Source organism: Pseudogulbenkiania sp. MAI-1, assembly GCF_000527175.1.
Taxonomy (GTDB): Bacteria; Pseudomonadota; Gammaproteobacteria; order Burkholderiales; family Chromobacteriaceae; genus Pseudogulbenkiania.
Genome location: NZ_AZUR01000001.1, coordinates 750,385 through 775,008, shown reverse-complemented (window position 1 = coordinate 775,008; position 24,624 = coordinate 750,385). Strand labels below are relative to the sequence as shown.

Sequence of the window (24,624 nt, the reverse complement as noted above, 5' to 3'; positions counted from 1 at the left end):
TGTGTCGGATGGAACGGCCGACGCCTTACCGGCCTGACCGCGGCAGGAAGAGCAAGGTTGGCCTAAACGGCCACCGTGGCATAGGCTGAACGATAGCCCAACCTCGAAGCAGGAGGTCGCCCCATGAGCGTGCAACTGAACCACACCATCGTCTGGTGCCGCGACAAGCAGAAGTCGTCGGCCTTCCTCGTCGGCATTCTCGGCCTGCCCGACCCCACCCCGTTCGGGCCCATGCTGGTCGTCAAGCTCGACAACCAGGTCTCGCTCGACTTCTACGAACAGGAAGGCAAGATCGCCCTCCAGCACTATGCCTTCCTGATCGGGGAAGACCAATTCGACCAGGTCTTCGCCCGCATTGGCGCCAGGGGCCTCCCCTACTGGGCCGATCCCGGCAAGCAGCGCCCGGGCGAGATCTACCACAACAACGGCGGGCGCGGGTTCTATTTCGACGACCCCGACGGCCATCTGCTCGAGGTCATGACCCGGCCTTACGACAGCGGGGAATAGTCCAGGGACGTTCCACCCATCCAGTACACCGGCACGCCCGACTGACACGGGCGAACCGGACAAGGAACCATCGTGAGCCAGATCATCGTATCCGAGTTCGTGACGCTGGACGGCGTCATGGAAGCCCCCGGCGGCGAGCTAGGCCATCCGCACAGTGGCTGGGTGCGCGACTTCATGGGCCCCGAGCAGCTGCGCTACAAGCTCGACGAAGTACTCGAGGCCGAATCGCTGCTGATCGGGCGGATCACCTACGAATCGTTCGCCGCCGCCTGGCCGCAACGTTCGAAACCCAGCCACGGCGCCGACCCGGACCTGGAACGGGTGGCCGACCAGCGCAGCGAGATGCAGCAGTTCGCCGACAAGATGAACGCCATGCCCAAGCACGTCGTCTCCACTACCCTGCGGAATCCACAATGGAACAACTCGCACGAGATCAGCGCGACGTCGCCAGCGAGATCGCCCGGCTCAAGCAGCAGGAAGGCGGCCCGATGCTGGTGATCGGCAGCCGGACCCTGGTACACACGCTGATGGCGCACGACCTCGTCGACGAGTACCGCATCATGATCTTCCCGGTGCTGCTGGGCAGCGGCCGGCGCTTGTTCCCAGAGACGCCGGACAAGACGGTGTTGCGGCTGGTGGATAGTCGGACGTTCAGTACGGGAGTGGTGGTCCATACTTACTGTCGGTCTCCGTCAGAGTCGGGGAAATCCTGATTTCCCTACTCGACTCGGCAGCTTGGAAAGGTTTGCCGGTCCCGCCCGGCTGGCGGGTCAAGGGAATTGCGTGGCCAATTCCCTTGACAATCCCAAGGCCACCCCCACGATCCCCGCCCTTCGGGTTCCCGGCCGCAAGCAGTCTGGCAAGGCGCTAGCGAAACTCGCGATTCGCTAACGTCGAATCGCTCAAACAGCCGCCAGCTTAAAACCTTGCCAGCCAACTTGCGCCCGGCGGGGATCAAGGGGGACCAGTCCGCGCTCCCGACCGACGTACTCAAAACAATCAGCCCCGTAACTTGGGCTGAACACCGTGAAGCCCAACAGCACCTCGTTGATGAGGGGCTTCAACCTGCCTTTTAGAGCCTTGGAAGGTAGCAAACCGGCAAGCTCGACATACCATGAGTCCTGATGCGACGTAATTGTCGTATGATAATTGTATATCACGATCACCCGAGTTCGACAGTTCGCGCCCAAAATCGGCCTATTTTGACTCCTCACCTCTAATAACCATGCGGGTTTCAGCGCTGGTTTCACCAAAACTCTTGTGGTGGCACATTATTGGCTAGAGCTGCCATATTTGACAGTGTATTCATGCATGTTACAGTGGCGGCATGTTCGTCAAAGTCACCAAGTCCGGCAGCCGCCGTTACGTTCAACTGGTCGAGTCCTATCGGGATGAAGATGGGCGCGTCAAAAAGCGCACCGTCGCCACCCTCGGACGGCTCGACCAGATCGGCTCGGAGCTTGAATCCGTCATTTCAGGCTTGCTGCGCCTGACCGGCCGTTCCGTACCTGACCATGTCGCACCGACCTTCGAATCGGCCCGTGCACTGGGTGACGTTTGGGCGCTGACCGAGCTCTGGGAGGAACTGGGCTTTAGTCAACTACGCCAAGCCTTCCGCCGCACCCGCCACAGCATCGACGTCGAAGCACTGCTGCGGGTGATGGTGCTCAACCGGCTGTGCGATCCCGACTCCAAACTCGGCGTGCTGCGCTGGCTGGAGACCGTCAGCCTGCCTGGCATCGTCGCCGAAGAGATCGAGCACCAGCACCTGCTGCGCGCAATGGATGCGTTGATCGAGCATCAAGACGCGGTCGACCAGGTCGTGTCTGCGTTGCTACGCCCGTTGCTCGATCAGGAGCTGGCCGTGGTGTTCTACGACATGACCACGATCCGTGCCGAAGGCCTGTCGCAGCAGGATGGCGACGTGCGCCAGTTTGGCATGGCCAAGGAAGGGCTGATCGCCCGCCAGTTCATGCTCGGTGTGGTGCAGACCGCCGATGGCATCCCGCTTTACCACGAAGTGTTCGACGGTAATACCGCCGAAGTCACCACGCTCAAGCCAACCATCGAGAAGGTGATCCAGCGCTTCCCGATCCGGCGCGTGATCGCGGTGGCTGACCGTGGGCTGCTGTCCACTGACAACCTGACCGAATTGCAGGCGATCACGTTGCCCAGCGGCAAGCCGCTCGAGTTCATCCTGGCGGTGCCGGGACGGCGCTACAGCGAATTCGCCGAACTGCTGGCGCCGTTTCAACAGGCGCACTGTCAGAACGCCAGCCAAGAAGTGGCCGGCGAACTCAAGTGGGATGGGCTGCGCCTGATCGTTGCGCATAACCCGGAAACGGCCGCCGACCAAGGCTCCCAGCGTGACCGTACGATCGCCGAGTTGGAGCGCAAAGCCGCTGAATGGACCGGTAAGCTCGACGCGCAGGACGCCGGCCAGCGCCGTCGCGGGCGCAAACTATCCGACGGTGGCGCGCGTGCCCGGTTCTACCACGAGGTGTGCGAAGCGCATCTGGCGCGCATCATCCGGGTTGACCTCAAGAGCGAACTGTTCAATTACAGCATCGACGAACAGGCGCTCGCTCATGCGAGGCTGATGGATGGCAAGCTGCTGTTGGTCACCAACACCGCCGATCTGACGCCCGGGCAGGTGATCGAGCGCTACAAGTCGCTGGCCGACATCGAACGCGGCTTTCGCGTGCTCAAGTCGGAAATCGAGATTGGGCCGGTCTATCACCGCTTGCCGGAGCGCATCCGTGCCCACGCCACGATCTGCTTCATGGCGTTGATCCTGTATCGGGTGATGCGCCAGCGCCTTGCCGCCAGCCAAAGCGGCCTGTCGCCCGAACGGGCGCTGTCGCTGTTACGGCGGATTCAGCATCACCGCGTGACCTTGAATAACACCCAACCGATCTCGGGGATCTCATCGATCAGCCAGGAACAAACCGACATCCTGTCCGCCTTGCGGGTCAAAAAGCCGACTGCCAGCAAGCAGTTGCCCCTTCTGTAGGGTAGCGTTTCAAGCTTACCCATAGAAGAATCAATAACTTACGATTTTTACTGTCGAACTCGGGCGATCATAGAGGCTTGTTTCGCCAGCCCTTCTGTGCGCAACACCTCCATGACGCAATTCAATAAGCCGTTTAAGTCGTCTACCGATAGTTGAAGCCATGGAACGCCTATGAACAGACTACTCGTCGTTGCTGCCCTTCTCGCTGCCTTCACTGCCGTAGTTCACATCTTCGCAGGAGGCGCGGATGTTGCGGCTCCGTTGCTAGCATCCGCACTGGATGGCGAACCGAAACTCACGCTCTATGCCGTATGGCACATGGCCTCGGTTGCACTGAGCCTGTCGGCTGCGGCCTTTCTCGTTGGCAGCTTGCCTCGCCACGCGGGAGCAGCTCGCTATCTCATACTGTTCGTTTCTGCCTTATGGTGCGCTTTCGGCCTTGTCTTCCTGGGCGTGGTCGCCATTCAGCCGGAGAGCGGCTGGCTTTTAAGATTGCCGCAATGGGTGTTGTTGCTCCCTGTTGGCCTTCTCGGGCTATGGGGCGGCTCTAGAATGCCACTCCCGTCTAGGAGGTTGGGCTGAATATAGTGAAGCCCAACAGTGCCCTCACCATCAAATGCATATAGACAACCATCCTCTCCAGCCGAATGTTGTCGTTGTTGGCGCCGGCATCGCTGGCCTCACGGCAGCCCATGAGCTAAAGCAACGCGGCATCCATGTCGTGGTTGTCGAGGCAGACAACCGTGTCGGCGGACGCATGACCAGTGACTCCATTGACGGCCACATCCTCGATAGAGGCGCGCAGTTCCTGTCCACCGAATACGCCACGATCCTCCAGCTTCTGCACGAAACTGGCTTGTCAGAGCAAATACGCCCAACTTCACATTACAGCGCCATCATTCGTGGAGGCAGTCCGCGCAAGATGCGCGCGGATCGACCTCTCGATGCGCTGAAGTCCGGACTGTTGAGCTGGCGTGCCTGGCTCAGATTCGGCTGGAATTCTTTCCAAGCGGGGAATGACCTTCGGAAAAGGTCGTTGAGCGACTACAGCCAGTGGGCTGCGTTCGACCAACAAAGCGTATCGGATTGGATGCGGCATGGGGCGATGCGAGATGTCGTCAACTACCTCTTTGAGCCCATGCTTCAAGGGTTCTACTTCCAGACACCGGAAGAGACATCCCAGGCCCTCGGATTGGTACTGACCGCCTTTGGCTTTCGCCGGTCAAAGACATTGACGTTGAATAACGGCCTCGGAAGCCTACCTGAGGCCTTAGCCGCGAATCTGGATGTGCGGCTCAATACACCTGTCAGCCAGATCTCGTTCTCGGATGACAAGGTGGTCATCACGACATCGTCCGGCCATATCCTGGCAGATCGAGCAATCCTGGCCGTGCCAGCGCCAATTGCCCTCAGGATGCTTGACGCCCCCCTTCTTGATACGCCGACACGCCACTTGCTTGAAACACCATACACGTCGAGCATCAATGTGGGACTCATCACGGATGAAGAGTTCGCGCTTCCTGAGGAATTAGACGACGTCTACGGGATGTTGATTCCCCGATCAGAGCGAATCGGCATAGCTGCAATTGGTATCGAGAACAACAAACGCCTTGGATGCCGAGTAACAGGCCACCTATTGAACATGATGTTCTGTCACGACAGGGCAAGCCGGTTGATGTCCTTACCGGCTGAGATGGTTGTCGCCGAGGCGGTCCGAAATGCAAGCCATTATTTTCCAACCTTGGCTCAGCATGTGACGCAAAGCCGGGTTTACAGATGGCCTGCGGCAGAGCCGTGCTCAAACATTGGGAGAGCGATCAATTTGCGCCGATACCGTGATCAGTGCGCAAGGCAGGCCCCCTCTCTCTTGCTGGCCGGTGACTACATGAGCATGCCGTTCACGGAGGGTGCAGCGGAGTCCGGCCTGTGGGCAGCAGAGTTGTTAACGCGAAACACTTTCATTACTACGATAGGAGGAAGTCCATTTGCAAGTGTTCAACACAGATGATGCGTGCTACGCACGCAGCACCGATTAAACTGGGCATTGGAACATGCTAGAAGAAACCCTGAAAAAGCCCCAGAATTCAGTGATTCGTGAAAAATTACTTAAGCACCGCTTCCTATATGACGTCCAACTTTCATACCTATCAAAAGGTAGCAGTATAATTTATCACGAATCCGATTTCGACAGAAATGGATTTGACATTCTTCTAGACAACTTAAACCATCAACGGCATTTTCAGATGAAGAGCATAGTGCACTCTTCAAAAACCAATTCGTTTCTTGTACATAGGACTTTGTTGCGCCCTAGAATTTCCGAGCTTAATTTTTACCCTCTTTCGCACGACTCATTTGGCGTTGGTTATGGAGGGGGAGTAATCTTGATTATTGCCAAAGAATTAGAAAACAATAAGCTACAGGTGCGGTATCGCTTTTGTGACGGCCTTATTTTATGTGCCTTTGCGGCTGGATACCTCTCTTACCGCTCAAAGGTGAAGAACCAATCAGCAATAAATTCATTTATGCAATATCAGGATCCAAGAAAAATTGGCGGCATGATTAATTTGTCTAAGTCATGCTTTTTGGAATTCACCTCACTTGAAAACTTGATGAATTTTGCCGGTTTAGGGTTGTATGGTGATGGACCAAGATGGAACTTACAACGAGCCGTTGCCCGCTTTTACAGGCTTTCGAATAAGGTTGATAGGAAGCTCTCCGTTGAAAACTGGAAGAGCATCATTCACAATGAATTGGACGGAATGCTTTTATGGAACGGCTTGGCACACTAATCGATGGCCGAATCAAGTATTTCACGTTGCGCCTTCCAGCCGTTGCGGCAGCAGCATGTGGCGCATTCCGCTGCTCCTGAAACTTTGTGTTAGCAGTGTTCCTCACTCCGCCCTCCTCTCCTCCTCACCCCGCCCCGCCCAGTCGCAGGCAAACTGCCACGCCACCCGGCCGGAACGACTCCCCCGCGTCAGGCTCCACTGCAGCGCCGCACGCTCGGCCTCGGCGTCCATTTCCAGCCCGAAGTGCTCTAGCCACTGCGCTGCCGCCGCAAGGTAGGCGCGCTGGTCGAAGGGGTAGAACGACAGCCACAGTCCGAAGCGGTCGGATAGCGACACCTTCTCCTCCACCGCTTCGCCGGGGTGGATTTCGCCGTCGTGCTGCTGGGTCTGGCGGTTGTCGCTCATGCGCTCGGGCAACAGGTGGCGGCGGTTGGAGGTGGCGTACACCAGCAGGTTGTCGGCGCGGCGCGCCAGGCCGCCGTCGAGCGCGGTCTTGAGCGCCTTGTAGCCGTCGTCGCCTTCCTCGAACGACAGGTCGTCGCAGAACAGGATGAAGCGCTCGGGGCGCGCGGCGACCAAATCGACGATCTGGGCGAGATCGGCCAGGTGGTCCTTGTCGACCTCGATCAGACGCAGCCCCTGCTCGGCGAACTCGGGCAGCAGCGCCTTGATCAGGGACGACTTGCCGGTACCGCGTGCGCCGGACAACAGCACGTTGTTGGCCGGGCGGCGCTCGATGAACTGGCGCGTGTTGCGCACCAGTTGGGCAAGCTGGCGGTCGATGTGGGTGAGATCGGAGAGACGCACGCTGTGCGGCGCGGGCAGCGCTTCGAGCCAGCCGGCCATGCCCTGGCGGCGCCAGCGGAAGGCCTGGGCGCTCCAGTCCGGTTCGGGCCGGGCCGGCGGCAGCAGCGGTTCGAGGCGCGCCAGCAGGGCTTCGGCGCGGGCGAGGAAGGATTCCAGCTTGTCCATGAGTCTCTCGTTCTTTCTCTTGAAGGTTGGCCTGGCGGAACGCAAACGGCGGGCGAAGAAATCTATGGTCAGCCTGAAACCAACAGCCCAGCAAGCGTAGCCTGCTGGGCTGTTGGTTTCAGGCTGACCATCACATTAAGGCCGGTCACCCGGCCTTAATCTTAATGCAAAGGCACAGCCGCCCGATGATCAGGAACGCAGCGTGATCACCGGCCAACCCTTGTCCTCGGCATGCGCGCGCAGCGTATCGTCCGGGTCGACCGCCACCGGGTGGCTGACGATGGAGAGCAGCGGGATGTCGTTGCGCGAGTCGCTGTAGAAGAAGCTCTTGTCGTAGCTCGCCAGCGTCTCGCCGCGCTGGGCGAGCCAGTCGTTGAGGCGGGTGATCTTGCCATCCTGATAGCTCGGCACGCCGGTCGGCTTGCCGGTGTAGTTGCCGTTCTCGTCCACTTCCAGCTCGACCGCGATCAGGTGCTCGACGCCGAGTTCGGCCGCGATCGGGCCGGTGATGAAGCGGTTGGTGGCGGTGATGATCAGCACCACGTCGCCCTGCGCCTCGTGCGCGGCCAGCAGTTCGCGCGCCTTCTGCGGAATGATCGGCTTGATGTGCTCTTCCAGGTAGGCGGCGTGCAGCTCGGCCAGTTCTTCGCGGCTGAAGCGGGTCAGTGGCTGGAGCTGGAAGTCGAGGAATTCGTAGATGTCGAGCGTGCCGGCCTTGTACTGCTCGTAGAAGTAGTCGTTCTGGCGCGCGTGGTGCTCGGGGTCGAGCAGGCCGCGCTTGATCAGGAATTTCGGCCACTCGGTGTCGGAGTCGCCGGCGATGAGGGTGTTGTCGAGGTCGAAAAGGGCGAGGTTCATGGTTCTGGTGAGGCAGTGTGGAGGATGTTCTTGACCAGGGGGACCGTGATCGGGCGGCGCAGCGCCAGCGAATAACGGTCGAGCAGGTCGAGCATGCCGATCAGGCTCGAGAGGTCGCGCCGCCAGTGCGTCAGCAGGTAGCGGAACACGTCGTCGGGGATCGCCAGTTGGCGTTCGGCGGCGTGGGCGTGCAAGGCGGCCAGCTTGTCGGCGTCGGACAACGGCTTGACCTCGAACACCAGCCCCCAGCCCAGCCGGGTGCGCAGGTCGTCGCGCACTGCCAGCGCCATCGGCGGCAGGCGGCCGGCCATCAGGAGGCGGCTCTCGCCGCCCTCTTTCAGCGAGTTGTAGAACGAGAACAGCGTGATCTGATCGTCCGGCGCCAAGTCGTCGACGTGGTCGACGGCGATGAAGCTGGCTTCACGCGCGAAGTCGGGCAGATGCTCGCGCTGGCCGTCGAGGTAGATCGAGGCGCGCCCCAGCGTCTCGGCGTGGGCGATCCAGGCCTGCAACAGATGGGTCTTGCCGCTGCCCGGTTCGCCCCACAGATAGATGAACCGCTCGTCGCCCGGATGGGTGAGCGCCGCGATCACTTCCCGGTTGCGTTCGGCGACGAAGTTGTCGAAGGCGGGAAGCGGCGTGGGCGTGAGGTCGAGTATCAGTTGATCCAAAATGCGCGCAGGGCCGGAATAAGTAGCCCATTTCATTAAGACGGCTGTGCCTTTGCATCTTGAGTGCCGGCAGACATCGAGCGATGGGTTTCGCTTTGCTCCACCCATCCTACGTTTCTGGCGCACTCAACCTGCTTTGGCTCGCTCGCTTACTGAAATAGGCTCCGAGTCGTCAAAAGCCTGATTTTACGCTGATCCGGCGGGGTCGTGAAACCCGCCGGCGCCGGCCGGGACGCCCGAACGCGCCTGCGGCGGCAAAAAAGCGCCGGCAAGGCAGCGTGCAAACGGAAATTCGGTTAAAATACAGGCGCTTTTTTTCGGCCTCGGCCGGAAAACCCCTTGCCACCGGACGCCCGGATGCATGCGTTTCACCCGGCCTGGTGAAACGGAACCGGCACCTGACGCTGCTCCGGAATCCGCCACGAGCGGGCCTTGGCGGGGTGAAGAACACAGACACCGGCATGGGCCGACCGGTCCATGACGATGTCCACCGCGCACGAGCCCCGATCCGGGCGGCGCAGCAAGATTACGAAACAGAAAGTGAGCTGACCTTGAACACCACGTCCCTCAGTTACCGTGATGCCGGCGTCGACATCGATGCCGGCGACGCGCTCGTCGAAAACATCAAGCCGTTCGCCAAGCGCACCATGCGCCCGGAAGTCCTCGGCGGCCTCGGCGGTTTCGGCGCACTGGTGGAAATCTCCAAAAAATACCAGGAGCCGGTGCTGGTTTCCGGTACCGACGGCGTGGGCACCAAGCTCAAGCTGGCCTTCGACTGGAACAAGCACGACACCGTGGGCATCGACCTGGTGGCGATGAGCGTCAACGATATCCTGGTGCAGGGTGCCGAACCGCTGTTCTTCCTCGACTATTTCGCCTGCGGCAAGCTCGACGTTCCCCAGGCCACCGACGTGATCAAGGGCATCGCCGAGGGCTGCGAGCAGGCTGGTTGCGCACTGATCGGCGGTGAGACCGCCGAGATGCCGGGCATGTACCCGGTGGGCGAATACGACCTGGCCGGTTTCGCCGTCGGCGTGGTGGAAAAGAGCCAGGTCATCACCGGCCGCGACATCAAGCCGGGCGATGTGGTGCTGGGCCTGAAATCCAACGGCGCGCACTCCAACGGCTACAGCCTGGTGCGCAAGATCATCGAACGCGCCCAGCCGGAACTCGACGCCGAGTTCGACGGCGGCAAGACGCTGCGCGAGGCCATCATCGCCCCGACCCGCATCTACGTGAAGCCGCTCCTGGCACTGATGCAGCAGCTCACCGTGAAGGGCATGGCCCACATCACCGGCGGCGGCATCACCGAGAACACCCCGCGCGTGCTGCCGGAAAACACCGTGGCGCAGATCGACGCCAACAGCTGGGAGCTGCCGAAGCTGTTCCAGTGGCTGCAGGCCGAGGGCAATGTCGACGCGCAGGAAATGTACCGCACCTTCAACTGCGGCATCGGCATGGTGGTGATTGTGGATGCCGCCGACGCCGACAAGGCGGCGGCCTTCCTGACCGAGCAGGGCGAGACCGTGTACCGCATCGGTGAAATCCGCGCGCGCAACGGCGACGAGCACCAGACCCAGGTAGGCTGATCGTCCCCGTCCGCAACACAACGCCGCTGGCTGACGGGCTGGCGGCGTTTGTCTTTGGTAGTCTGTACGGCAAGGACGCTTGCCTACGCTCAACCACCATGAAAAACATCGTCATCCTGATTTCCGGCCGCGGCTCGAACATGCAGGCCATCGTCGAGGCGCCGATTCCCGGCGCGCGCATCGCCGCCGTGATCAGCAACCGCCCCGGCGCCGCCGGGCTGGCCTGGGCCGCCGAACGCGGCGTGCCCACCGCCGTGCTCGACCACAAGGCCTTCGCCAGCCGCGAGGCGTTCGACGCTGCGCTGGCCGAGCTGATCGACAGCTACGCCCCGGACCTGGTGGTGCTGGCCGGCTTCATGCGCATCCTGACGCCGGACTTCACGCGCCGCTACGAAGGCCGCATGCTCAACATCCACCCCTCGCTGCTGCCGGCCTTCACCGGCCTGCACACCCACCAGCACGCCATCGACATGGGCTGCAAGGTGGCCGGCTGTACCGTGCACTTCGTCACCGCCGACCTCGACCACGGTCCGATCGTGTCGCAGGGCGTGGTGCCGGTGCTGGACGACGACACCGAAGACACGCTGGCGGCGCGCGTGCTGAAGATCGAACACCGGCTCTATCCGGAAGCGGTGCGCCGCTTCGTTGCCGGCGAGCTGGCCATCGTCGACGGCAAGGTCAAGGGCCGCTCCCAGGACGCCGGACAATGCCTGATCTCGCCCTCGCTGGCCTGAGCTACACCGGACGACGGGAACGCTTCGCCTCCCGCACCGCTCGAACCTCCATGCGACTTTACCGTCCCCTGCTGCTCGCGCTGGCGATATCGCTGCTGCTGCACCTGGGGGTGCTGCTGTCCGACCGGCTGCCGGGCCGTGCCCCCGAAAGCACACCCGAGGCCAAGCTGCAGCCCTTGTCGGTGGCGATGCAAGCAATGACGCTGGAGACGGCGGAACGTCCCGTCGCCACGCCAGGGCCGTCCTCCGGCCTGGTTGCGGTGCACTCCACGCCAGCCCCGGCGACCGGGCGCCGCCATCGCGCCCGGGTTGCGCCCCGAGCCGACACCGCCTCCGCGCCCGTCACCGAAACGGCCCCCGCCGCCAAAGAGATGGAGGCCGGCGCCCAGGGAGCTCCTGCGGCCAAAGACTTGGTGGCCGCCGCCGACGCCACTCCGGCACCAGCACCGCAGGAGAAACCGTCGAGCGGAGACAACACCGAGCCCAGCGCCACGCCGCCAGAAGAACCGGGCGACGTCGCCGGCCTGGAGGCCAAGGCCGCCGGCTCGTCGCGCCGCTTTCCCGATCAGTCGCGCGTCGACTACCAGTTCTACTACGGCAGCCTGATGGCCGGTCACGGCGAGATCAGCTGGCAGCGCAACGGCGGCAGCTACACGCTGGAGGCGCGGCTGACGCCGATCATCGGCCCCAGCCTGCGCTACCAGTCGCGCGGCAGCGTCGGCAAGGGCGGCCTGACCCCGCTCGCCTACCAGGCCTGGCGCGGTGACAACGAGCGTGAATCGGCCCGCTTCGACTGGCCCGCCAACACCCTCGCCTACGGCGACCACGGCGACAAGCAGGCCGAACTCGCCCCCGGCACCCAGGACATTCTCAGCCTGGGCTACCAGCTGGCGCTGACCGGCGGCCGCCAGCTGTCCCCACGGCAGCGCATCACCACCGGCAAGAAGGTGTACGACTATCCCCTCGCCCCGGGCGGCGAGACCCGCTACCCGCCCGATCACGGCGCGCTGCGCGTGGTGGTGTTCCGCGCCAAAAACGGCGACGACCTGACCGAATTCTGGCTGGCACCGGACTACGCCAACCTCCCGGTACGCATCCTGCGCGTCGACAAGGACAAGACGATCGACCAGCGCGCCCGCCGCATCGACATCAACGGCAAGACCGTCTGGTCTCTGTCGGAAAACCCATAACGGAACCACGATGATCAACCAGACCCAGCTTTTCCACATCGAAACCGTGCTCGGCAAGATGATCCGCTTCGATCGTCCGGCCGATGCCGTGCTGAGCGCCTATTTCCGCGAGCACGCCAACCTTGGCGCCAACGACCGCCACGTCATCGCCGAAACCGCCTTCGCCTGCCTGCGCCGCTTCAGCCAGCTCAAGGCGGTGATCGCGCCGCAGAAGGCCACCCCGCGCCGCCTGGCGCTGGCCACGCTGGCGCGCGTACGCGGGCTGAACCTGAAGGAGTTCGGCAGCAGCCTGAAAGAGGAGGAGCGCGAGTGGGTAGCCGAGCTGAAGGGCAAGACGCTGCCGGAGGAGCTGGCGGTGCAGGCCGAGCTGCCGGCCTGGGTGATCGAGCGTCTGTCGGAAAACACCCCGGAACAGATCGTCGCGCTGGGCCGCGGCATGATCGAGAGCGCGCCGCTCGACCTGCGCGTCAACACGCTGAAGATGAAGCGCGACGAGGCGCTGCTGGCGCTGCGCCGCGACGGTTTCGAGGCCGAGCCCACGCCGTACTCGCCGCTGGGCATCCGCCTCAAGGGCAAGCCGGCGCTCAACCGCCACCCGCTGTTCAAGGACGGCAGCATCGAGGTACAGGACGAGGGCAGCCAGCTGTTGGGCCTGATCACCGGCGCGCGCCGCGGCGAGATGGTGGTGGACTTCTGCGCCGGCGCCGGCGGCAAGACGCTGCTGTTGGGCGCGCAGATGGCCTCGACCGGGCGGCTGTACGCCTTCGACGTGTCGGAAAAGCGCCTTGCCAACTTCAAGCCGCGCCAGGCGCGTTCCGGCCTGTCCAACGTGCACCCGCAGCTGATCGCGCACGAGAACGACACCCGTATCAAGCGCCTGGCCGGCAAGGCCGACCGCGTGCTGGTGGATGCGCCCTGCTCGGGCCTGGGCACCTTGCGCCGCAACCCCGACCTGAAGTTTCGCCAGAGCCCGGAGAGCGTGGCCGAACTGAATGCCAAGCAGGCGTCGATCCTCGCCTCGGCGAGCCGGCTGGTGAAGGCCGGCGGGCGCCTGGTGTACGCCACCTGCAGCCTGCTGCCGCAGGAGAACCAGGCGATCGTCGAGGCCTTCCTCGCCGAGCACCCGGACTTCGAACTGGTGCCGGTGTCGGACGTACTGGCCGAGCAGAAGATTCCGCTGGAGATGGGCGACTACCTGGCGCTGCGGCCGGACCAACACAATACCGACGGCTTCTTCGCCGCCGTGCTGACCCGCAAGAAAGCGTAGCGGCGGTAGCGAAGGCCGGGCCGTGGCGGGCTGCCGTTCGCCACGACCAACCGATCAGCGGCCACGGGCCGGTGTGGCGCAAATTGACCCGCTGCCGGCCTGACCGTAAAATAACCCATTGAAACACTCGGGTATTGCGTCGAAGATCAGGCCCACCCCCTGCTCGCCGGCGGCCAGCCTCAAACCAACGCAAGGATTCTGCCATCCATGGATATCCAGGAAACCATCAAGCAAACCGTTACCAGCAACCCGGTCGTGCTGTTCATGAAGGGCTCGGCCCAGTTCCCTCAGTGCGGTTTCTCCGCGCGCGCGGTGCAGATCGTGAAGGCCTGTGGCGTGGACGATTTTCTGACCGTCGACGTGCTGCAGGATCCGGAAATCCGCCAGGGTATCAAGGACTTCTCCAACTGGCCGACCATTCCGCAGCTCTACATCAAGGGCGAGTTCATCGGCGGCTCGGACATCATGTACGAGATGTACCAGTCCGGCGAACTGCAGGAGTTGCTGAAGGACATCACCCAGGCGTGATAGTGCGCCTGTGACACCACAACCCGGCCGACGCGCCGGGTTTTTTGTCGTCGGCGACAGACAGTTTTTTTCGTTCGTCATACAATGGCGGAATTTTCTGCATCATCCGCCATACCATTGCCATGACGAACGAATTCCTGCCCTATCAAGACCTCGGCGCACCGTACCCACCGAGCACCAGCGCCATGTCGATCGATGAAATCTGGCGGGCGCTGGTCAACGATCAGCTGGAGCCCTACTTCCAGCCGGTGGTCGAGCTGAGCTCGCGCAAGGTGATCGGGGTGGAAGCGCTGGCGCGCTGGCGCCACCCGGCGCTGGGAGTGCTGTCGCCGGTCACCTTCGTGCCGATCATGGAAGAGCGTGGCATGATCCGCGAGCTGACCGAACTGATCCTGGAAAAATCGCTGTACGCCTGTCGCGACTGGCTCGACCACGGCCACGACCTGGCGGTGTCGATCAACCTGTCGGCGCTGTCGCTGACCGACCGCAACCTGCCCGACCTGCTGGAAAGCAAGTGCCGCATCGTCGGCCTGCCGGCATCCAGCCTGATCCTCGAGCTATCCGAGAATACCTTGCGCCAGCACTGGGAACTGGCCGAGGAGCAGCTCGGCCAGTTGCGCCAACGCGGCTTCGGCGTCGCGGTCGACGAATACGGCATCGGTACCGGCGTGGCCACGCGCCTGAACGGCGAGCAGTTCTCAGCAATGAAGATCGACCGTGCCTTCGTGCACGGCGCCGGCAGCAACCCTCACCTGCGCGCCATCCTGCAGGAGAACCTGCGCCTGGCGCAGAGCCACGGCCTGTTCACCGTGGCCATGGGACTGGAAGACACCACCGACCTGGCACTCTTGAGCGAGTTCGGCTGTGACGCGGTGCAGGGCTACCTGTGTTCGGCCCCGCTCCCTGTCGAGGGTTTGTTGCCATGGATTTACCAGTGGGAAAAAGGCTAAAATCGCGCCATGGCGTAAATACCTGTTTAATCCCGCGAGAGCGGCAGCGACCCTGCCATTCCCGGACACAATGCCAAACAGCCGGTATCCCGAAGCGGGACCCCGGCTGTTTTTTCACGAGCAAGGAAGCCGCATGAACATCACCGTAGTGCACCACCCGCTGGTGCAGCACAAGCTCGGGCTGCTGCGCGAAGGCGCCATCAGCACGATGAAATTCCGCCAGCTGACCCAGGAGCTGGCCCGCCTCCTGGCCTACGAGGCCACGCGCGACTTCGAGCTGGAGACCGTCACCATCGAGGGCTGGTGCGGCCCGATCGAGGTGCAGCAGATCAAGGGCAAGAAGGTGACCGTGGTGCCGATCCTGCGCGCCGGCCTCGGCATGCTGGACGGCGTGCTCGACTTGGTGCCGTCGGCCAAGATCAGCGTGGTCGGGCTCTACCGCAACGAGGAGACGCTGGAGCCGGTGCCCTACTTCGATAAATTCGTCGACAACCTCGACGAGCGCATCGCCATCATCATCGACCCGATGCTGGCCACCGGCGGCTCGATGGTCGCCACCATCGATCTGTTGAAGCGCAAGGGCTGCAAGCACATCAAGGCAGTGGTGATGGTGGCAGCACCGGAAGGCGTGAAGGTGGTCAATGCCGCGCACCCAGACGTGCAGATCGTGGCCGCCTCGCTCGACAACCACCTCAACGAGCACGGCTACATCATCCCGGGCCTGGGCGACGCCGGCGACAAGATCTTCGGCACCAAGCACAACTGAGCGCTTGTGGGGAATCGGCTGCGCATCCCTGAACGGGGCTACGGTGCCGCTTGGCGCCTGCGGAGCGCTCGCAGAGGACCGCGCGCGGCGGTTTCCTTCACAGGCTCCGAATCCACTACCCAACGCTAACAATAAGGGGCTTTCATGTTCCAACAACTCAAGACGGCGGTATCGGGAGCCCAGATCCTGTTCGTCGCCTTCGGCGCCCTGGTGCTGGTGCCACTGCTCACCGGGCTCAACCCGGCCATGGCCCTGCTGGGCGCCGGCCTCGGCACCTTGCTGTTCCAGCTCACCACCGGCCGCCAGGTGCCGATCTTCCTCGGCTCCTCGTTCGCCTTCATCGGCCCGATCATCTACTCGATGCAGACCTGGGGCATGGGCGCCACCATGTTCGGCCTGTTCTGCGCCGGCTTCATGTACTTCGTGTTCGCCGCCATCGTCAAGTGGCGCGGCATGGAGCTGGTCAACCGCCTGCTGCCGCCGGTGGTGATCGGCCCGGTGATCATGATCATCGGCTTGAGCGTGGCCGGCGCCGCCTCGAACATGGCGATGGGCCGCGCCGGCGGCCAGCAGGTGATGCCGTACGAGACCTCGCTGCTGCTGGCCGCGGTGTCGCTCGCCACCACCATCGTGGTGTCGATCTTCGCGCGCGGCATGTTCAAGCTGGTACCGATCCTGGCCGGCGTCACCGTCGGCTATATCGTGGCGGCGCTGCTGGGCGTGGTCGATTTCGCCAAGCTGGCCAATGCACCGTGGTTCGCGGTGCCGCAATTCCATAGCCCTGAAGTGAACTGGGCGGCGGCGCTGTTCATGCTGCCGGTGGCGATCGCCCCGGCCATCGAGCACATCGGCGGCGTGATGGCGATCGGCGGCGTCACCGGCAAGGACTACACCCAGACCCCCGGCCTGCACCGCACGCTGAGCGGCGACGGCCTGGGTGTGTGCCTGGCCGGCCTGATCGGCGGCCCGCCGGTGACCACCTACGCCGAGGTCACCGGCGCGGTGATGATCACGCGCAACTTCAACCCGGTGGTGATGACCTGGGCGGCGCTGTTCGCCATCGCCATGGCCTTCTTCGGCAAGTTCAACGCGCTGTTGCAGTCGATCCCGATGCCGGTGATGGGCGGCATCATGGTACTGCTGTTCGGCACCATCGCCTCGATCGGCCTGAAAACGCTGATCGAAGCCAAGGTCGACCTGATGGAGCCGCGCAACCTGGTGATCATCTCGGTGGTGCTGACCGCCGGCATCGGCGGGCTGGAGCTGAAGCTGGGCTCGTTCGGACTGGCCGGCGTCGGCCTGTGCTCGCTGTTGGCGATCGTACTGAACCTGATCCTGCCCAGGCATTCCGCCACCCACGACGGCATCGTCGAGGGGCAGGATCTGTAGCCACGGCTTCGGCCTAGCCTTGAAGCAAACAACCCGCGTCGTCACGGTGCGGGTTGTTTGTGTGTGCGGCGGCGGGGCCGATGCCCCTTGCGCCGATCCTCAACCACGCCTGGCCAGCGCCCCGCGCAATCGTGCCATCAGCAGACCGTCGACGTACTCGCCGTCACGGAACGAGTCGGCGTGCAAGCGCCCTTCTTCTTCGAATCCCAGCTGCCGGTAGAGCGCGATGGCCCGCTCGTTGTCGGCGTAGACGTGCAGTTCCAGCCGGGTCAGGCCGAGCCAGTCGTCGGCGTAATCGAGCAGCGCGCCCATCAACTGGCGCCCCACGCCCTTGCCCTGCCAATCTTCGTGCACCACCAGCGCCAGCGAGGCGGTATGGGATCGGCGCTTCTGCGGCGCCTGGAGCAGGGCTCCATAGCCGATGGCGCGGTTGGCGCCGTCACAGGCCACTAGCGCGTGCGTATCGTCCGGTATCTCGGCCAGGCGCTTCTCCCAGTGGGCCAGCGAGGGATACGGCAGCTGCAACGAGTTGCGAATGACCGAAGGGCAGCAGAACAGGGCCTGCAAGGCCGGAGCGTCGCCAAGCTCGACGCGGCGGATGGGATAGCTCATGGGGTCTCCGGTGAATGAGGCGGAGACGGCTCGGGATCGCCGACGCCGTCCCCGCCGACCATCATGACAAAGACCGGGCCTTGCCCACAAGGGCCCCCTTCGGCCACTTGTCCGGATTCACTTGAACCCGGTGGCATGGATGCCGGCCTGGAGCCCCATCAGCCCCGGGCCATTGGCTCGGCGATATAACGCCGGATGCGCGGAGGTTCCTCCCCAAGGTGCAAGGCGTGGCGTCGCTCCCGCAGCGCAATGTCTGCCGCCGTAGCGCGCTGGTTGCGCCGCATGTATTCAACCCACGAGCTGTCGGTGAAGTGTTCGATGTAGACACCGGGCTCGGAGGTGTCGTGGAACAGTTCCCACGACAGCGCACCATTGCGCAGCCGGGCGCGCCGCGTCTCGCGCATCAGTTCGGCAAATTCCACAGCACGGGCCGGATCGATGCGATATTCGACCGTGATCAGCACCGGCCCCTGCTCCGGCTCAATCGGAATGGCCACTTCCGGCGCCTGCCACAGGCGCACCGGCGTCTTGTCTTCACCGGTGAGCCCACCCAGCTTGAAGCGGCGGGTAGCCAGCAGCCCCACCACGGCGGCAGCAGCCGCCAGCACCAGTGCCTGACGCACATCGGCGAAGGTGGCCACCTGCCCCCACAGAGCGGCCCCCAAGGCGCTGCCCCCCATCATGGTCATCTGGTGGATCGACATGCCGCGCGCCCTGACCCAATCCGGCAACGCAGCCTGCACCGATACGGTTAGCGAATTGGCCACCGAAATCCAGGCCATGCCGGCGACCGGCAGCGCCAGCGTGGCCAGCCAGGGATGAGGAGCGAGGGCGACGATCAACGTCGTCGCCGCATGCAGCAAGGTGCCGTAGGCGACCAGCGTATCGCGCGTCATGATCTGGCGCAGGCGCGGCAGCATGAATGCCGCGACCACGGCGCCTCCGCCCATCGCCGCGAGCAGCAGGGTGAAGGTGCCGGCGTCACCGCCCGGGAAACCCTTGGCGATCAGCGGCAATAGCGCCAACAAGGCGATGGACAGCGTGAAGAAGGTGAACACCCGCCACAGCACGGCGTGGATCTCGGGCGACTGCCTGACATACTGCAACCCCACCCAGATTGCACCGAAGAATCGCTCGCTGGGCAGCACACTGATCTTCTGCTCGTAGCGCCAAGTCAGCAGCAGCAGGCCGACGCAGATCGACAGCACGGCATTGAGCAGGAACACGTGGCCACTTCCGCCGGCGGCGATGACAGCGCCGGCCACGATCGGGCCGATGATGCGGGACAGGTTCATCGCAACGGCGTTGAGGGCCAGTGCGCCGGGCAACTCCGGACGAGGCACCAGCGTCGGTACCAAGGCGGCGAACACCGGCCAGCGCATCGCCAGGCCGATGCCGTTGGCAAAGGTGAGCACCAGCAGCAACGGTGCGCTCTGCACGCCCAGGAAGGTGGTCAGGCACAAGGCCACTGCCACCGCCGCCACCCAGAACTGGGTGACGATGAAGTAGCGGCGCCGATCGACAATGTCCGCCAATGCACCGCTGGGCACGCCCAAAAGAAAGACCGGCAAGGTCGAGGCCGCCTGCACCAACGCAACCATCACCGGAGTGGAACTGAGCGAGGTCATCAGCCAGGCCGCGGCGACATCGTTCATCCACATGCAGATGTTGGCTGTCAGCCAGGTTCCCCACAGCAGGCGGAACACCGGCTGCCTGAGCGGTGACCAGACTGGCTGTTGCACCCGGGCGGCAGAAGGAGTCGAATCACTGGATAAATGCATGGGATATCCCGGATGATCGGTCGCCAAGCCAGCCCGGCAATGGCCCCAACGCCACCATTATCAATCCCCGGCCCTCACCCGGGATGGCTGCGGGAGCGGGCCGTCCACCGGCATCATTATTTTCAGCATGATCCGTTCCTCATCGTTCACGTAGCGGCTCCTCCGCCGGAATGCCCACCGCCTGTTCAAGCTGCACCGGCGGAACCCCGCACTGATGTTTGGCGAGCGTGCTGCCGACCGCCACCACCAACACCGCACCCGCCGCAGCCGAGGCGTAGTGCAGCCAGTGCGGCGCGTCGGCCAGGTAGGGCTTGACCATCACATCACCCACCACCATGTCGCCGGCGATCCAGCCTAGCAAGGCCGCGCCCAGCGTGATCACCACCGGGAAACGGTCCATCAGCTTGAGCACGAACTGGCTGCCCCAGACGATGATCGGGATGCTGATGACGATACCTAACGCCACCAGCCCCAGCTCGCCCTTGGCGGCGCCGGCCACGGCGATGACGTTGTCCAGGCTCATCACGGCGTCGGCCACGATGATGGTCTTGATCGCGCCCCACAGATGGGCGCTACCCTCGATGTTGCCGTGGCCGTCGTCGTCTTCCGGCTGCAGCAGCTTGACGCCGATCCACAGCAACAGCAGCGCGCCGACCACCTTCAGGAACGGCAGCGACAACAATTGCAGCGCAAAGAAGATCAGCACGATGCGCAGGCCGATGGCCCCGGCCACGCCCCAGAAAATCCCCTTGCGGCGCTGTGCTTCCGGCAACTTGCGGCAGGCCAGCGCGATTACCACGGCATTGTCGCCGCCCAGCAGGATGTCGATGGCAATGATCTGCACCACGGCCAGCCAGAAGGTGGCATCTAACAAAAACTCCAGCATGTCTTGCCTTTACTTGAGTTAAGCATGGCGCCGCCACCTCAAACGAATGGCGGCGTGTTGGCATAGGGTCAGTCTTCCTCGTGGAAAGCCTCTTCACGCTTCTTGCGCACGACTGGCGACAGCACAGCAGCCAGCGCCGCCACGGCCAGCACCAGCATCGTGGCGCTGAGCGGACGACTAACCAGCACCATTGGGTCCCCTTTGGACAGCAACAAGGCGCGACGCAGGAACTCTTCCATCATCGGCCCCAGGATGAAGCCCAGCATCAGCGGCGCCGGTTCGCACTCGAGTTTGCGGAAGACATAGCCCAGCACCCCGAACACCGCCATCAGGTAGACATCGAACTCGGTGTTGTTCAGGCTGAACACCCCGATCGCACAAAACACCAGGATCGCCGGATATAGCAGGTGGTACGGTACCGAGATCATCTTGACCCACAGCCCGACCAGCGGCAGGTTCAGCACCAGTAGCATCAGGTTGCCGACCCACATCGAGGCGATCAGGCCCCAGAACAGCACCGGTTGTTCGGTGATGACCGACGGCCCCGGCTGGATGCCCTGGATAATCATCGCCCCGATCATCAGCGCCATTACCGGGTTGGACGGAATCCCCAGAGTCAGCATCGGAATGAACGAGGTCTGCGCACCGGCGTTGTTGGCCGCTTCGGGAGCGGCGACGCCCTCGATCGCGCCATTACCAAACTCGGCCGCGTTCTTCGAAACTTTCTTCTCCAGCGCGTACGAGGCAAACGAAGCCAGCATCGCACCGCCCCCCGGCAGGATGCCCAGCACCGCACCCAGCCCGGTGCCACGCAGCACCGGGGCGACAATGCGCTTGAGATCGTCCCGGCTCGGCATCAGGCCGGCCACCTTGCTTTGCATGACGCTACGCGTGGTTTCGTGCTGCAGGTTGGCAATGATCTCGCCCAGGCCGAACACCCCCATGGCGATGGCGACGAAGCTGATACCATCGGAGAGTTCCGGTACGTCGAAGGTGTAGCGCATCACGCCAGAGTTGACGTCGGTACCGATCATGCCCAGCAGCAGGCCGAGCATGATCATGCCCAAGGCATGCAGCAGCGAACCGCTGGCCAGCACGATCGAGGCGACCAGGCCCAACACCATCAGCGAGAAGTACTCGGCCGGGCCGAACTTGAGCGCCACGTCGGCCAACGCGGGTGCCGCCACCGCGATCAGCACGGTGCATACGGTACCGGCGAAGAACGAGCCGATGGCCGCGGTGGCCAGCGCCTTGCCGGCGCGGCCCTGACGGGCCATCTGGTAGCCATCCAGCGCGGTGATCACCGACGAGGCCTCGCCCGGCAGGTTGACCAGGATGGCGGTGGTGGAGCCACCGTACTGGGCACCGTAGTAAATTCCGGCCAGCATGATCAGCGACGATTCTGGCGGCAAACCGAAGGTGATCGGCAGCAGCATGGCGATGGTGGCGGTCGGCCCCAGCCCCGGCAGCACACCGATGGCGGTGCCGAGAAACACCCCTATCAGGCAGTACATCAGGTTGGCGAGACTGCCCGCCGTTTGCAGGCCCATGATGAGACTATTGAGCAAATCCATGACGCACGTCCCTCTCAGGCACCGAACCAGGAACCGAGCAGGGGCATCGGCACACCCAGGCCCTTGACGAATACCAGGGAACACGCGGCGATGAGCGCAATCATGGCCACGCTGGCGCGCCACTCGAAGCGGAATTGGCTACTGGCGGCGGCGCTGAGTAGAATCAGCGCTAGCATGGCGACAACCAGTCCCACCGGCCTGAGCAACAGGCCGAACAGCACCGTGGCACCGATCACCAAACTGATCGGCTTCCAGGGGATATGGCCGATCGCTTCGCCGGCGCGGAAGAAAGAACGTCCTATGGCAACCAGGCCGAACAGCAGCAGCAGGCCACCCAGCACGGTGGGAAAGTAACCGGGGCCCATGCGGGCCGCTTCTCCCGTGCCGTAATCCTGGGCGATATACACCCCTGCCCCGCCAACCAGCACGTACAGTACGCCGGTCCAGAAATCCTTTGGACCCTTTATTACTGAACTCATGAATTGTCTCCATTCTCCATTGATCAACCGGCCCGTTGTCGTTGTCCTATCCCTCAAGGGGAAGAGGGGCCGGTTTGACTGTTAACTACCGCTAGCTGGCAGCGCTGCACGCAGGATGGTGCCGGTCTCGGCCTCGGTGAGATACAGCGTCCGCTTGTCCACACCCTGGAAAGCAATGTTGGTGACGGTATGCCCGGCCACGCTCTTCAGCACGTAGAGCGGCTCCCCGCGCTGGTTCAACACGAAGGCTGCCCCCAGGCTGGCATGCGCCACCACCAAGTTGCCGTCGTGATCGGTCGCCAGACCATCCGGGCCACTAGCGCCATAAAAGGTAAAGAACTGACCGACCTTCGACACGCTGCCGTCGTCCATCAGCGGCGCGCGCCAGACGCAGTTGCCACGTGTCGCGGCCACGTACAGCACGTGTTCGTTCGGCGACAGCGCAACACCGTTGGGGCTGGGCACGTTATCGAGCAACAGATCGAGCCGGCCATCGGCGCACAGCCGGTAAACCCGCCCAGTCGGATCATGCAGACCGGTCTGCCCCTGGTCGGTGAAATACATGTCGCCATTGGTCGCGAACACCAAGTCATTAACGCCTCGGAAGCGCTCGGCATTGCGGCGCGTCAGCCACGGCGTGACCTTACCCGACACCGGATCCAGCCGCATCAGCCCGTTCAGGTAATCGGCGATGACCAGATCGCCGTCCGGGTGGAACTTGAGACCGTTCGGCTCTCCGTCGTATTCCGCGACCGTATTCCACACCCCGTCCGGTGAAATGCGGAAAACGCGACCGTGGGGAATATCGGTGACATAGAGGTTGCCGTCCGTGTCGAACACCGGCCCCTCGAGAAAGCAATCGATACAGGCACCGGCCTTGTTGGCATCCGCCCAGGCCGAACGCCGGTCACGGCGCAACTGTAAGGGCATGGCGCTGAATACCTCGGTCTCCAGCACCGTGGGCTGTTGGAACAGAAACATCGGCACTCCTCTGGCCACGGCAGGAACAACGATTCCCAGCCATGGCGTCAGACACGTTACTCGGGCTTGATCTTGTTGCTCCCGACCAAGTCGCCCCAACGCTTGATTTCACTGCCGACAAACCCGGCAGCTTCCGCTGGCGAGTTAGCCACGACCGTCAGCCCAAGTTCCTCGAAACGCTTGTGCGACGCGGGGGCTTTCAGCGCAACGGCGATGTCCTTGTGCCACTTCGCCATGATTTCCTTGGAGGTGGCGCCCGGGACGGCCAGACCGACCCAGTTATCGGCAATCATCTTGGGTACTCCGGCTTCGGGAGCAGAAGGCACATCGGGCAACAAGGCCACCCGTTTGGCGCTCGATACCATCAGGGCGCGCAGCTTACCGGACTTGATATGCGGCAGTGCGGTGGGAATCGCCGTGAACAACACCTGCACTTGGCCACCCATCAGGTCTTGCATGGCCGCGGCGGCACCCTTGTACGGAACGTGGGTGATGTCCGCTCCGCTCAGGCTCTGGAACAGCTCGGCTCCCAGATGAGTGGATGATCCGGTACCTCCGGAACCGTAGTAGATGGAACCGGGTTTCGCCTTGGACAGGGCAATCAGTTCCTTCACCGATTTGACGGGCAACGACGGGGTCACCACCATCACGTACGGTACCTTCGCCACGGTGGTGATCTGCGCGAAGTCTTTCTTCGGATCGAAGGGCAGCCCCGGCAGCAAGGCTTCCGCCATGGCGAACGAGGTATCGATCATCAGCAGAGTCTGGCCATCCGGCGCAGCCTTGGCGGCGGCCCCCCAGCCAATCACGCCTCCACCCCCGGCGCGGTTCTCGACGATGGCCGTCTTTCCGGCTTCTGACAGCCCCTGGGCGACGATGCGCGCGGAGATGTCGACGGTACCGCCCGCGCCGTAGGGAACGATGATGGTCGCCGGCTTGTCTGCGTAGGAAGGCCCACTGACCAAGGTGGTGCAGGCTGCAGCCAGTGCGACGGCCCGTTTCAGGAATTTCATGTTGGCGTTCTCCTCCAATAGGTTTTCTACTCGCTATACAACATGCAACAGGAGGCCCGCACGGGATAGCCGAGC

At 63.1% G+C, this 24,624-nt stretch carries 24 protein-coding genes and 1 pseudogene; 14 read left to right on the top strand and 11 right to left on the bottom strand.

Annotated elements, in window-relative coordinates; all coding sequences use genetic code 11:
- Positions 1-123 precede the first annotated feature (123 nt).
- Both PSEMAI1_RS0103545 and PSEMAI1_RS22450 read left to right on the top strand, forming a co-directional pair.
- Positions 124-507, top strand: a complete 384-nt coding sequence (locus tag PSEMAI1_RS0103545; RefSeq protein WP_024301534.1) for a VOC family protein — start codon at positions 124-126, stop codon at positions 505-507.
- A 117-nt stretch (positions 508-624) separates the two neighbouring features.
- Positions 625-1,220, top strand: a pseudogene (locus PSEMAI1_RS22450) (dihydrofolate reductase family protein).
- Between the two features lie 189 nt (positions 1,221-1,409).
- Here the strand turns inward: PSEMAI1_RS22450 and PSEMAI1_RS21965 are convergent.
- Positions 1,410-1,757 carry a hypothetical protein gene (locus tag PSEMAI1_RS21965; RefSeq protein ID WP_198019573.1) on the bottom strand — a complete coding sequence of 116 codons (348 nt, stop codon included), beginning with the start codon at positions 1,755-1,757 and terminating at the stop codon, positions 1,410-1,412.
- 77 nt (positions 1,758-1,834) lie between these two features.
- Here PSEMAI1_RS21965 and PSEMAI1_RS0103535 point away from each other — a divergent pair, with 77 nt between their 5' ends.
- The 4 genes from PSEMAI1_RS0103535 to PSEMAI1_RS21645 all read left to right on the top strand — a co-directional run bounded on the left by PSEMAI1_RS0103535 (position 1,835) and on the right by PSEMAI1_RS21645 (position 6,309).
- Entirely contained in the window at positions 1,835-3,520 is a 1,686-nt protein-coding gene (locus PSEMAI1_RS0103535) for an IS1634 family transposase (RefSeq protein WP_024301533.1), read from the top strand.
- A 171-nt stretch (positions 3,521-3,691) separates the two neighbouring features.
- Positions 3,692-4,102, top strand: coding sequence for a hypothetical protein (locus PSEMAI1_RS21960; RefSeq protein WP_024301532.1), 411 nt, complete (start codon positions 3,692-3,694; stop codon positions 4,100-4,102).
- A 34-nt stretch (positions 4,103-4,136) separates the two neighbouring features.
- Positions 4,137-5,528, top strand: coding sequence for an NAD(P)/FAD-dependent oxidoreductase (locus PSEMAI1_RS0103525; RefSeq protein ID WP_024301531.1), 1,392 nt, complete (start codon positions 4,137-4,139; stop codon positions 5,526-5,528).
- 373 nt (positions 5,529-5,901) lie between these two features.
- The gene (locus tag PSEMAI1_RS21645) at positions 5,902-6,309 is read left to right on the top strand and encodes a hypothetical protein (protein ID WP_156943080.1); all 408 of its coding nucleotides are present in this window, start codon (positions 5,902-5,904) and stop codon (positions 6,307-6,309) included.
- 102 nt (positions 6,310-6,411) lie between these two features.
- On the opposite strand, the gene PSEMAI1_RS0103520 is transcribed toward PSEMAI1_RS21645, so the two are convergent.
- The 3 genes from PSEMAI1_RS0103520 to hda all read right to left on the bottom strand — a co-directional run bounded on the left by PSEMAI1_RS0103520 (position 6,412) and on the right by hda (position 8,810).
- Complete coding sequence (locus PSEMAI1_RS0103520) at positions 6,412-7,281, bottom strand: ATP-binding protein (RefSeq protein ID WP_024301530.1); 870 nt, start codon at positions 7,279-7,281, stop codon at positions 6,412-6,414.
- Between the two features lie 189 nt (positions 7,282-7,470).
- Positions 7,471-8,139, bottom strand: a complete 669-nt coding sequence (locus PSEMAI1_RS0103515; RefSeq protein WP_024301529.1) for an HAD family phosphatase — start codon at positions 8,137-8,139, stop codon at positions 7,471-7,473.
- Positions 8,136-8,810: a DnaA regulatory inactivator Hda gene (gene hda, locus PSEMAI1_RS0103510; protein ID WP_024301528.1), complete on the bottom strand. Its 675-nt coding sequence runs from the start codon at positions 8,808-8,810 to the stop codon at positions 8,136-8,138. The genes PSEMAI1_RS0103515 and hda overlap by 4 nt, the downstream gene beginning before the upstream one ends.
- Before the next feature lie 551 nt (positions 8,811-9,361).
- On the opposite strand from hda, the gene purM reads away from it, so the two are divergent.
- From purM to PSEMAI1_RS0103470, 8 genes are all read left to right on the top strand, one after another.
- Positions 9,362-10,399, top strand: coding sequence for a phosphoribosylformylglycinamidine cyclo-ligase (purM, locus tag PSEMAI1_RS0103505; RefSeq protein WP_024301527.1), 1,038 nt, complete (start codon positions 9,362-9,364; stop codon positions 10,397-10,399).
- A 98-nt stretch (positions 10,400-10,497) separates the two neighbouring features.
- Positions 10,498-11,133, top strand: a complete 636-nt coding sequence (gene purN / locus PSEMAI1_RS0103500; RefSeq protein ID WP_024301526.1) for a phosphoribosylglycinamide formyltransferase — start codon at positions 10,498-10,500, stop codon at positions 11,131-11,133.
- On the top strand, positions 11,106-12,323 hold the full coding sequence (locus tag PSEMAI1_RS0103495; RefSeq protein ID WP_232219823.1) for a DUF3108 domain-containing protein: 1,218 nt from the start codon (positions 11,106-11,108) through the stop codon (positions 12,321-12,323). The genes purN and PSEMAI1_RS0103495 overlap by 28 nt, the downstream gene beginning before the upstream one ends.
- Before the next feature lie 13 nt (positions 12,324-12,336).
- The gene (locus tag PSEMAI1_RS0103490) at positions 12,337-13,590 is read left to right on the top strand and encodes an SAM-dependent methyltransferase (protein ID WP_024301524.1); all 1,254 of its coding nucleotides are present in this window, start codon (positions 12,337-12,339) and stop codon (positions 13,588-13,590) included.
- A 207-nt stretch (positions 13,591-13,797) separates the two neighbouring features.
- Positions 13,798-14,118, top strand: coding sequence for a Grx4 family monothiol glutaredoxin (gene grxD, locus PSEMAI1_RS0103485; protein ID WP_024301523.1), 321 nt, complete (start codon positions 13,798-13,800; stop codon positions 14,116-14,118).
- Positions 14,119-14,240: 122 nt separating this feature from the next.
- The gene (locus PSEMAI1_RS0103480) at positions 14,241-15,068 is read left to right on the top strand and encodes an EAL domain-containing protein (RefSeq protein WP_024301522.1); all 828 of its coding nucleotides are present in this window, start codon (positions 14,241-14,243) and stop codon (positions 15,066-15,068) included.
- A 133-nt stretch (positions 15,069-15,201) separates the two neighbouring features.
- On the top strand, positions 15,202-15,834 hold the full coding sequence (gene upp, locus PSEMAI1_RS0103475; protein WP_024301521.1) for a uracil phosphoribosyltransferase: 633 nt from the start codon (positions 15,202-15,204) through the stop codon (positions 15,832-15,834).
- Positions 15,835-15,978: 144 nt separating this feature from the next.
- Complete coding sequence (locus PSEMAI1_RS0103470) at positions 15,979-17,223, top strand: uracil-xanthine permease family protein (RefSeq protein WP_024301520.1); 1,245 nt, start codon at positions 15,979-15,981, stop codon at positions 17,221-17,223.
- Between the two features lie 99 nt (positions 17,224-17,322).
- On the opposite strand, the gene PSEMAI1_RS0103465 is transcribed toward PSEMAI1_RS0103470, so the two are convergent.
- The 7 genes from PSEMAI1_RS0103465 to PSEMAI1_RS0103435 all read right to left on the bottom strand — a co-directional run bounded on the left by PSEMAI1_RS0103465 (position 17,323) and on the right by PSEMAI1_RS0103435 (position 24,549).
- Positions 17,323-17,835: a GNAT family N-acetyltransferase gene (locus tag PSEMAI1_RS0103465; protein ID WP_024301519.1), complete on the bottom strand. Its 513-nt coding sequence runs from the start codon at positions 17,833-17,835 to the stop codon at positions 17,323-17,325.
- A gap of 158 nt (positions 17,836-17,993) precedes the next feature.
- Complete coding sequence (locus tag PSEMAI1_RS0103460; protein ID WP_024301518.1) at positions 17,994-19,616, bottom strand: MFS transporter; 1,623 nt, start codon at positions 19,614-19,616, stop codon at positions 17,994-17,996.
- Positions 19,617-19,755: 139 nt separating this feature from the next.
- Positions 19,756-20,502 carry a TerC family protein gene (locus PSEMAI1_RS0103455; RefSeq protein ID WP_024301517.1) on the bottom strand — a complete coding sequence of 249 codons (747 nt, stop codon included), beginning with the start codon at positions 20,500-20,502 and terminating at the stop codon, positions 19,756-19,758.
- Between the two features lie 68 nt (positions 20,503-20,570).
- Positions 20,571-22,076 carry a tripartite tricarboxylate transporter permease gene (locus PSEMAI1_RS0103450; RefSeq protein WP_024301516.1) on the bottom strand — a complete coding sequence of 502 codons (1,506 nt, stop codon included), beginning with the start codon at positions 22,074-22,076 and terminating at the stop codon, positions 20,571-20,573.
- 14 nt (positions 22,077-22,090) lie between these two features.
- Entirely contained in the window at positions 22,091-22,555 is a 465-nt protein-coding gene (locus tag PSEMAI1_RS0103445) for a tripartite tricarboxylate transporter TctB family protein (protein WP_029770477.1), read from the bottom strand.
- Between the two features lie 81 nt (positions 22,556-22,636).
- On the bottom strand, positions 22,637-23,536 hold the full coding sequence (locus PSEMAI1_RS0103440; protein WP_029770476.1) for an SMP-30/gluconolactonase/LRE family protein: 900 nt from the start codon (positions 23,534-23,536) through the stop codon (positions 22,637-22,639).
- A 56-nt stretch (positions 23,537-23,592) separates the two neighbouring features.
- Positions 23,593-24,549 carry a tripartite tricarboxylate transporter substrate binding protein gene (locus PSEMAI1_RS0103435; RefSeq protein WP_024301515.1) on the bottom strand — a complete coding sequence of 319 codons (957 nt, stop codon included), beginning with the start codon at positions 24,547-24,549 and terminating at the stop codon, positions 23,593-23,595.
- Between the last annotated feature and the right edge of the window lie 75 nt (positions 24,550-24,624).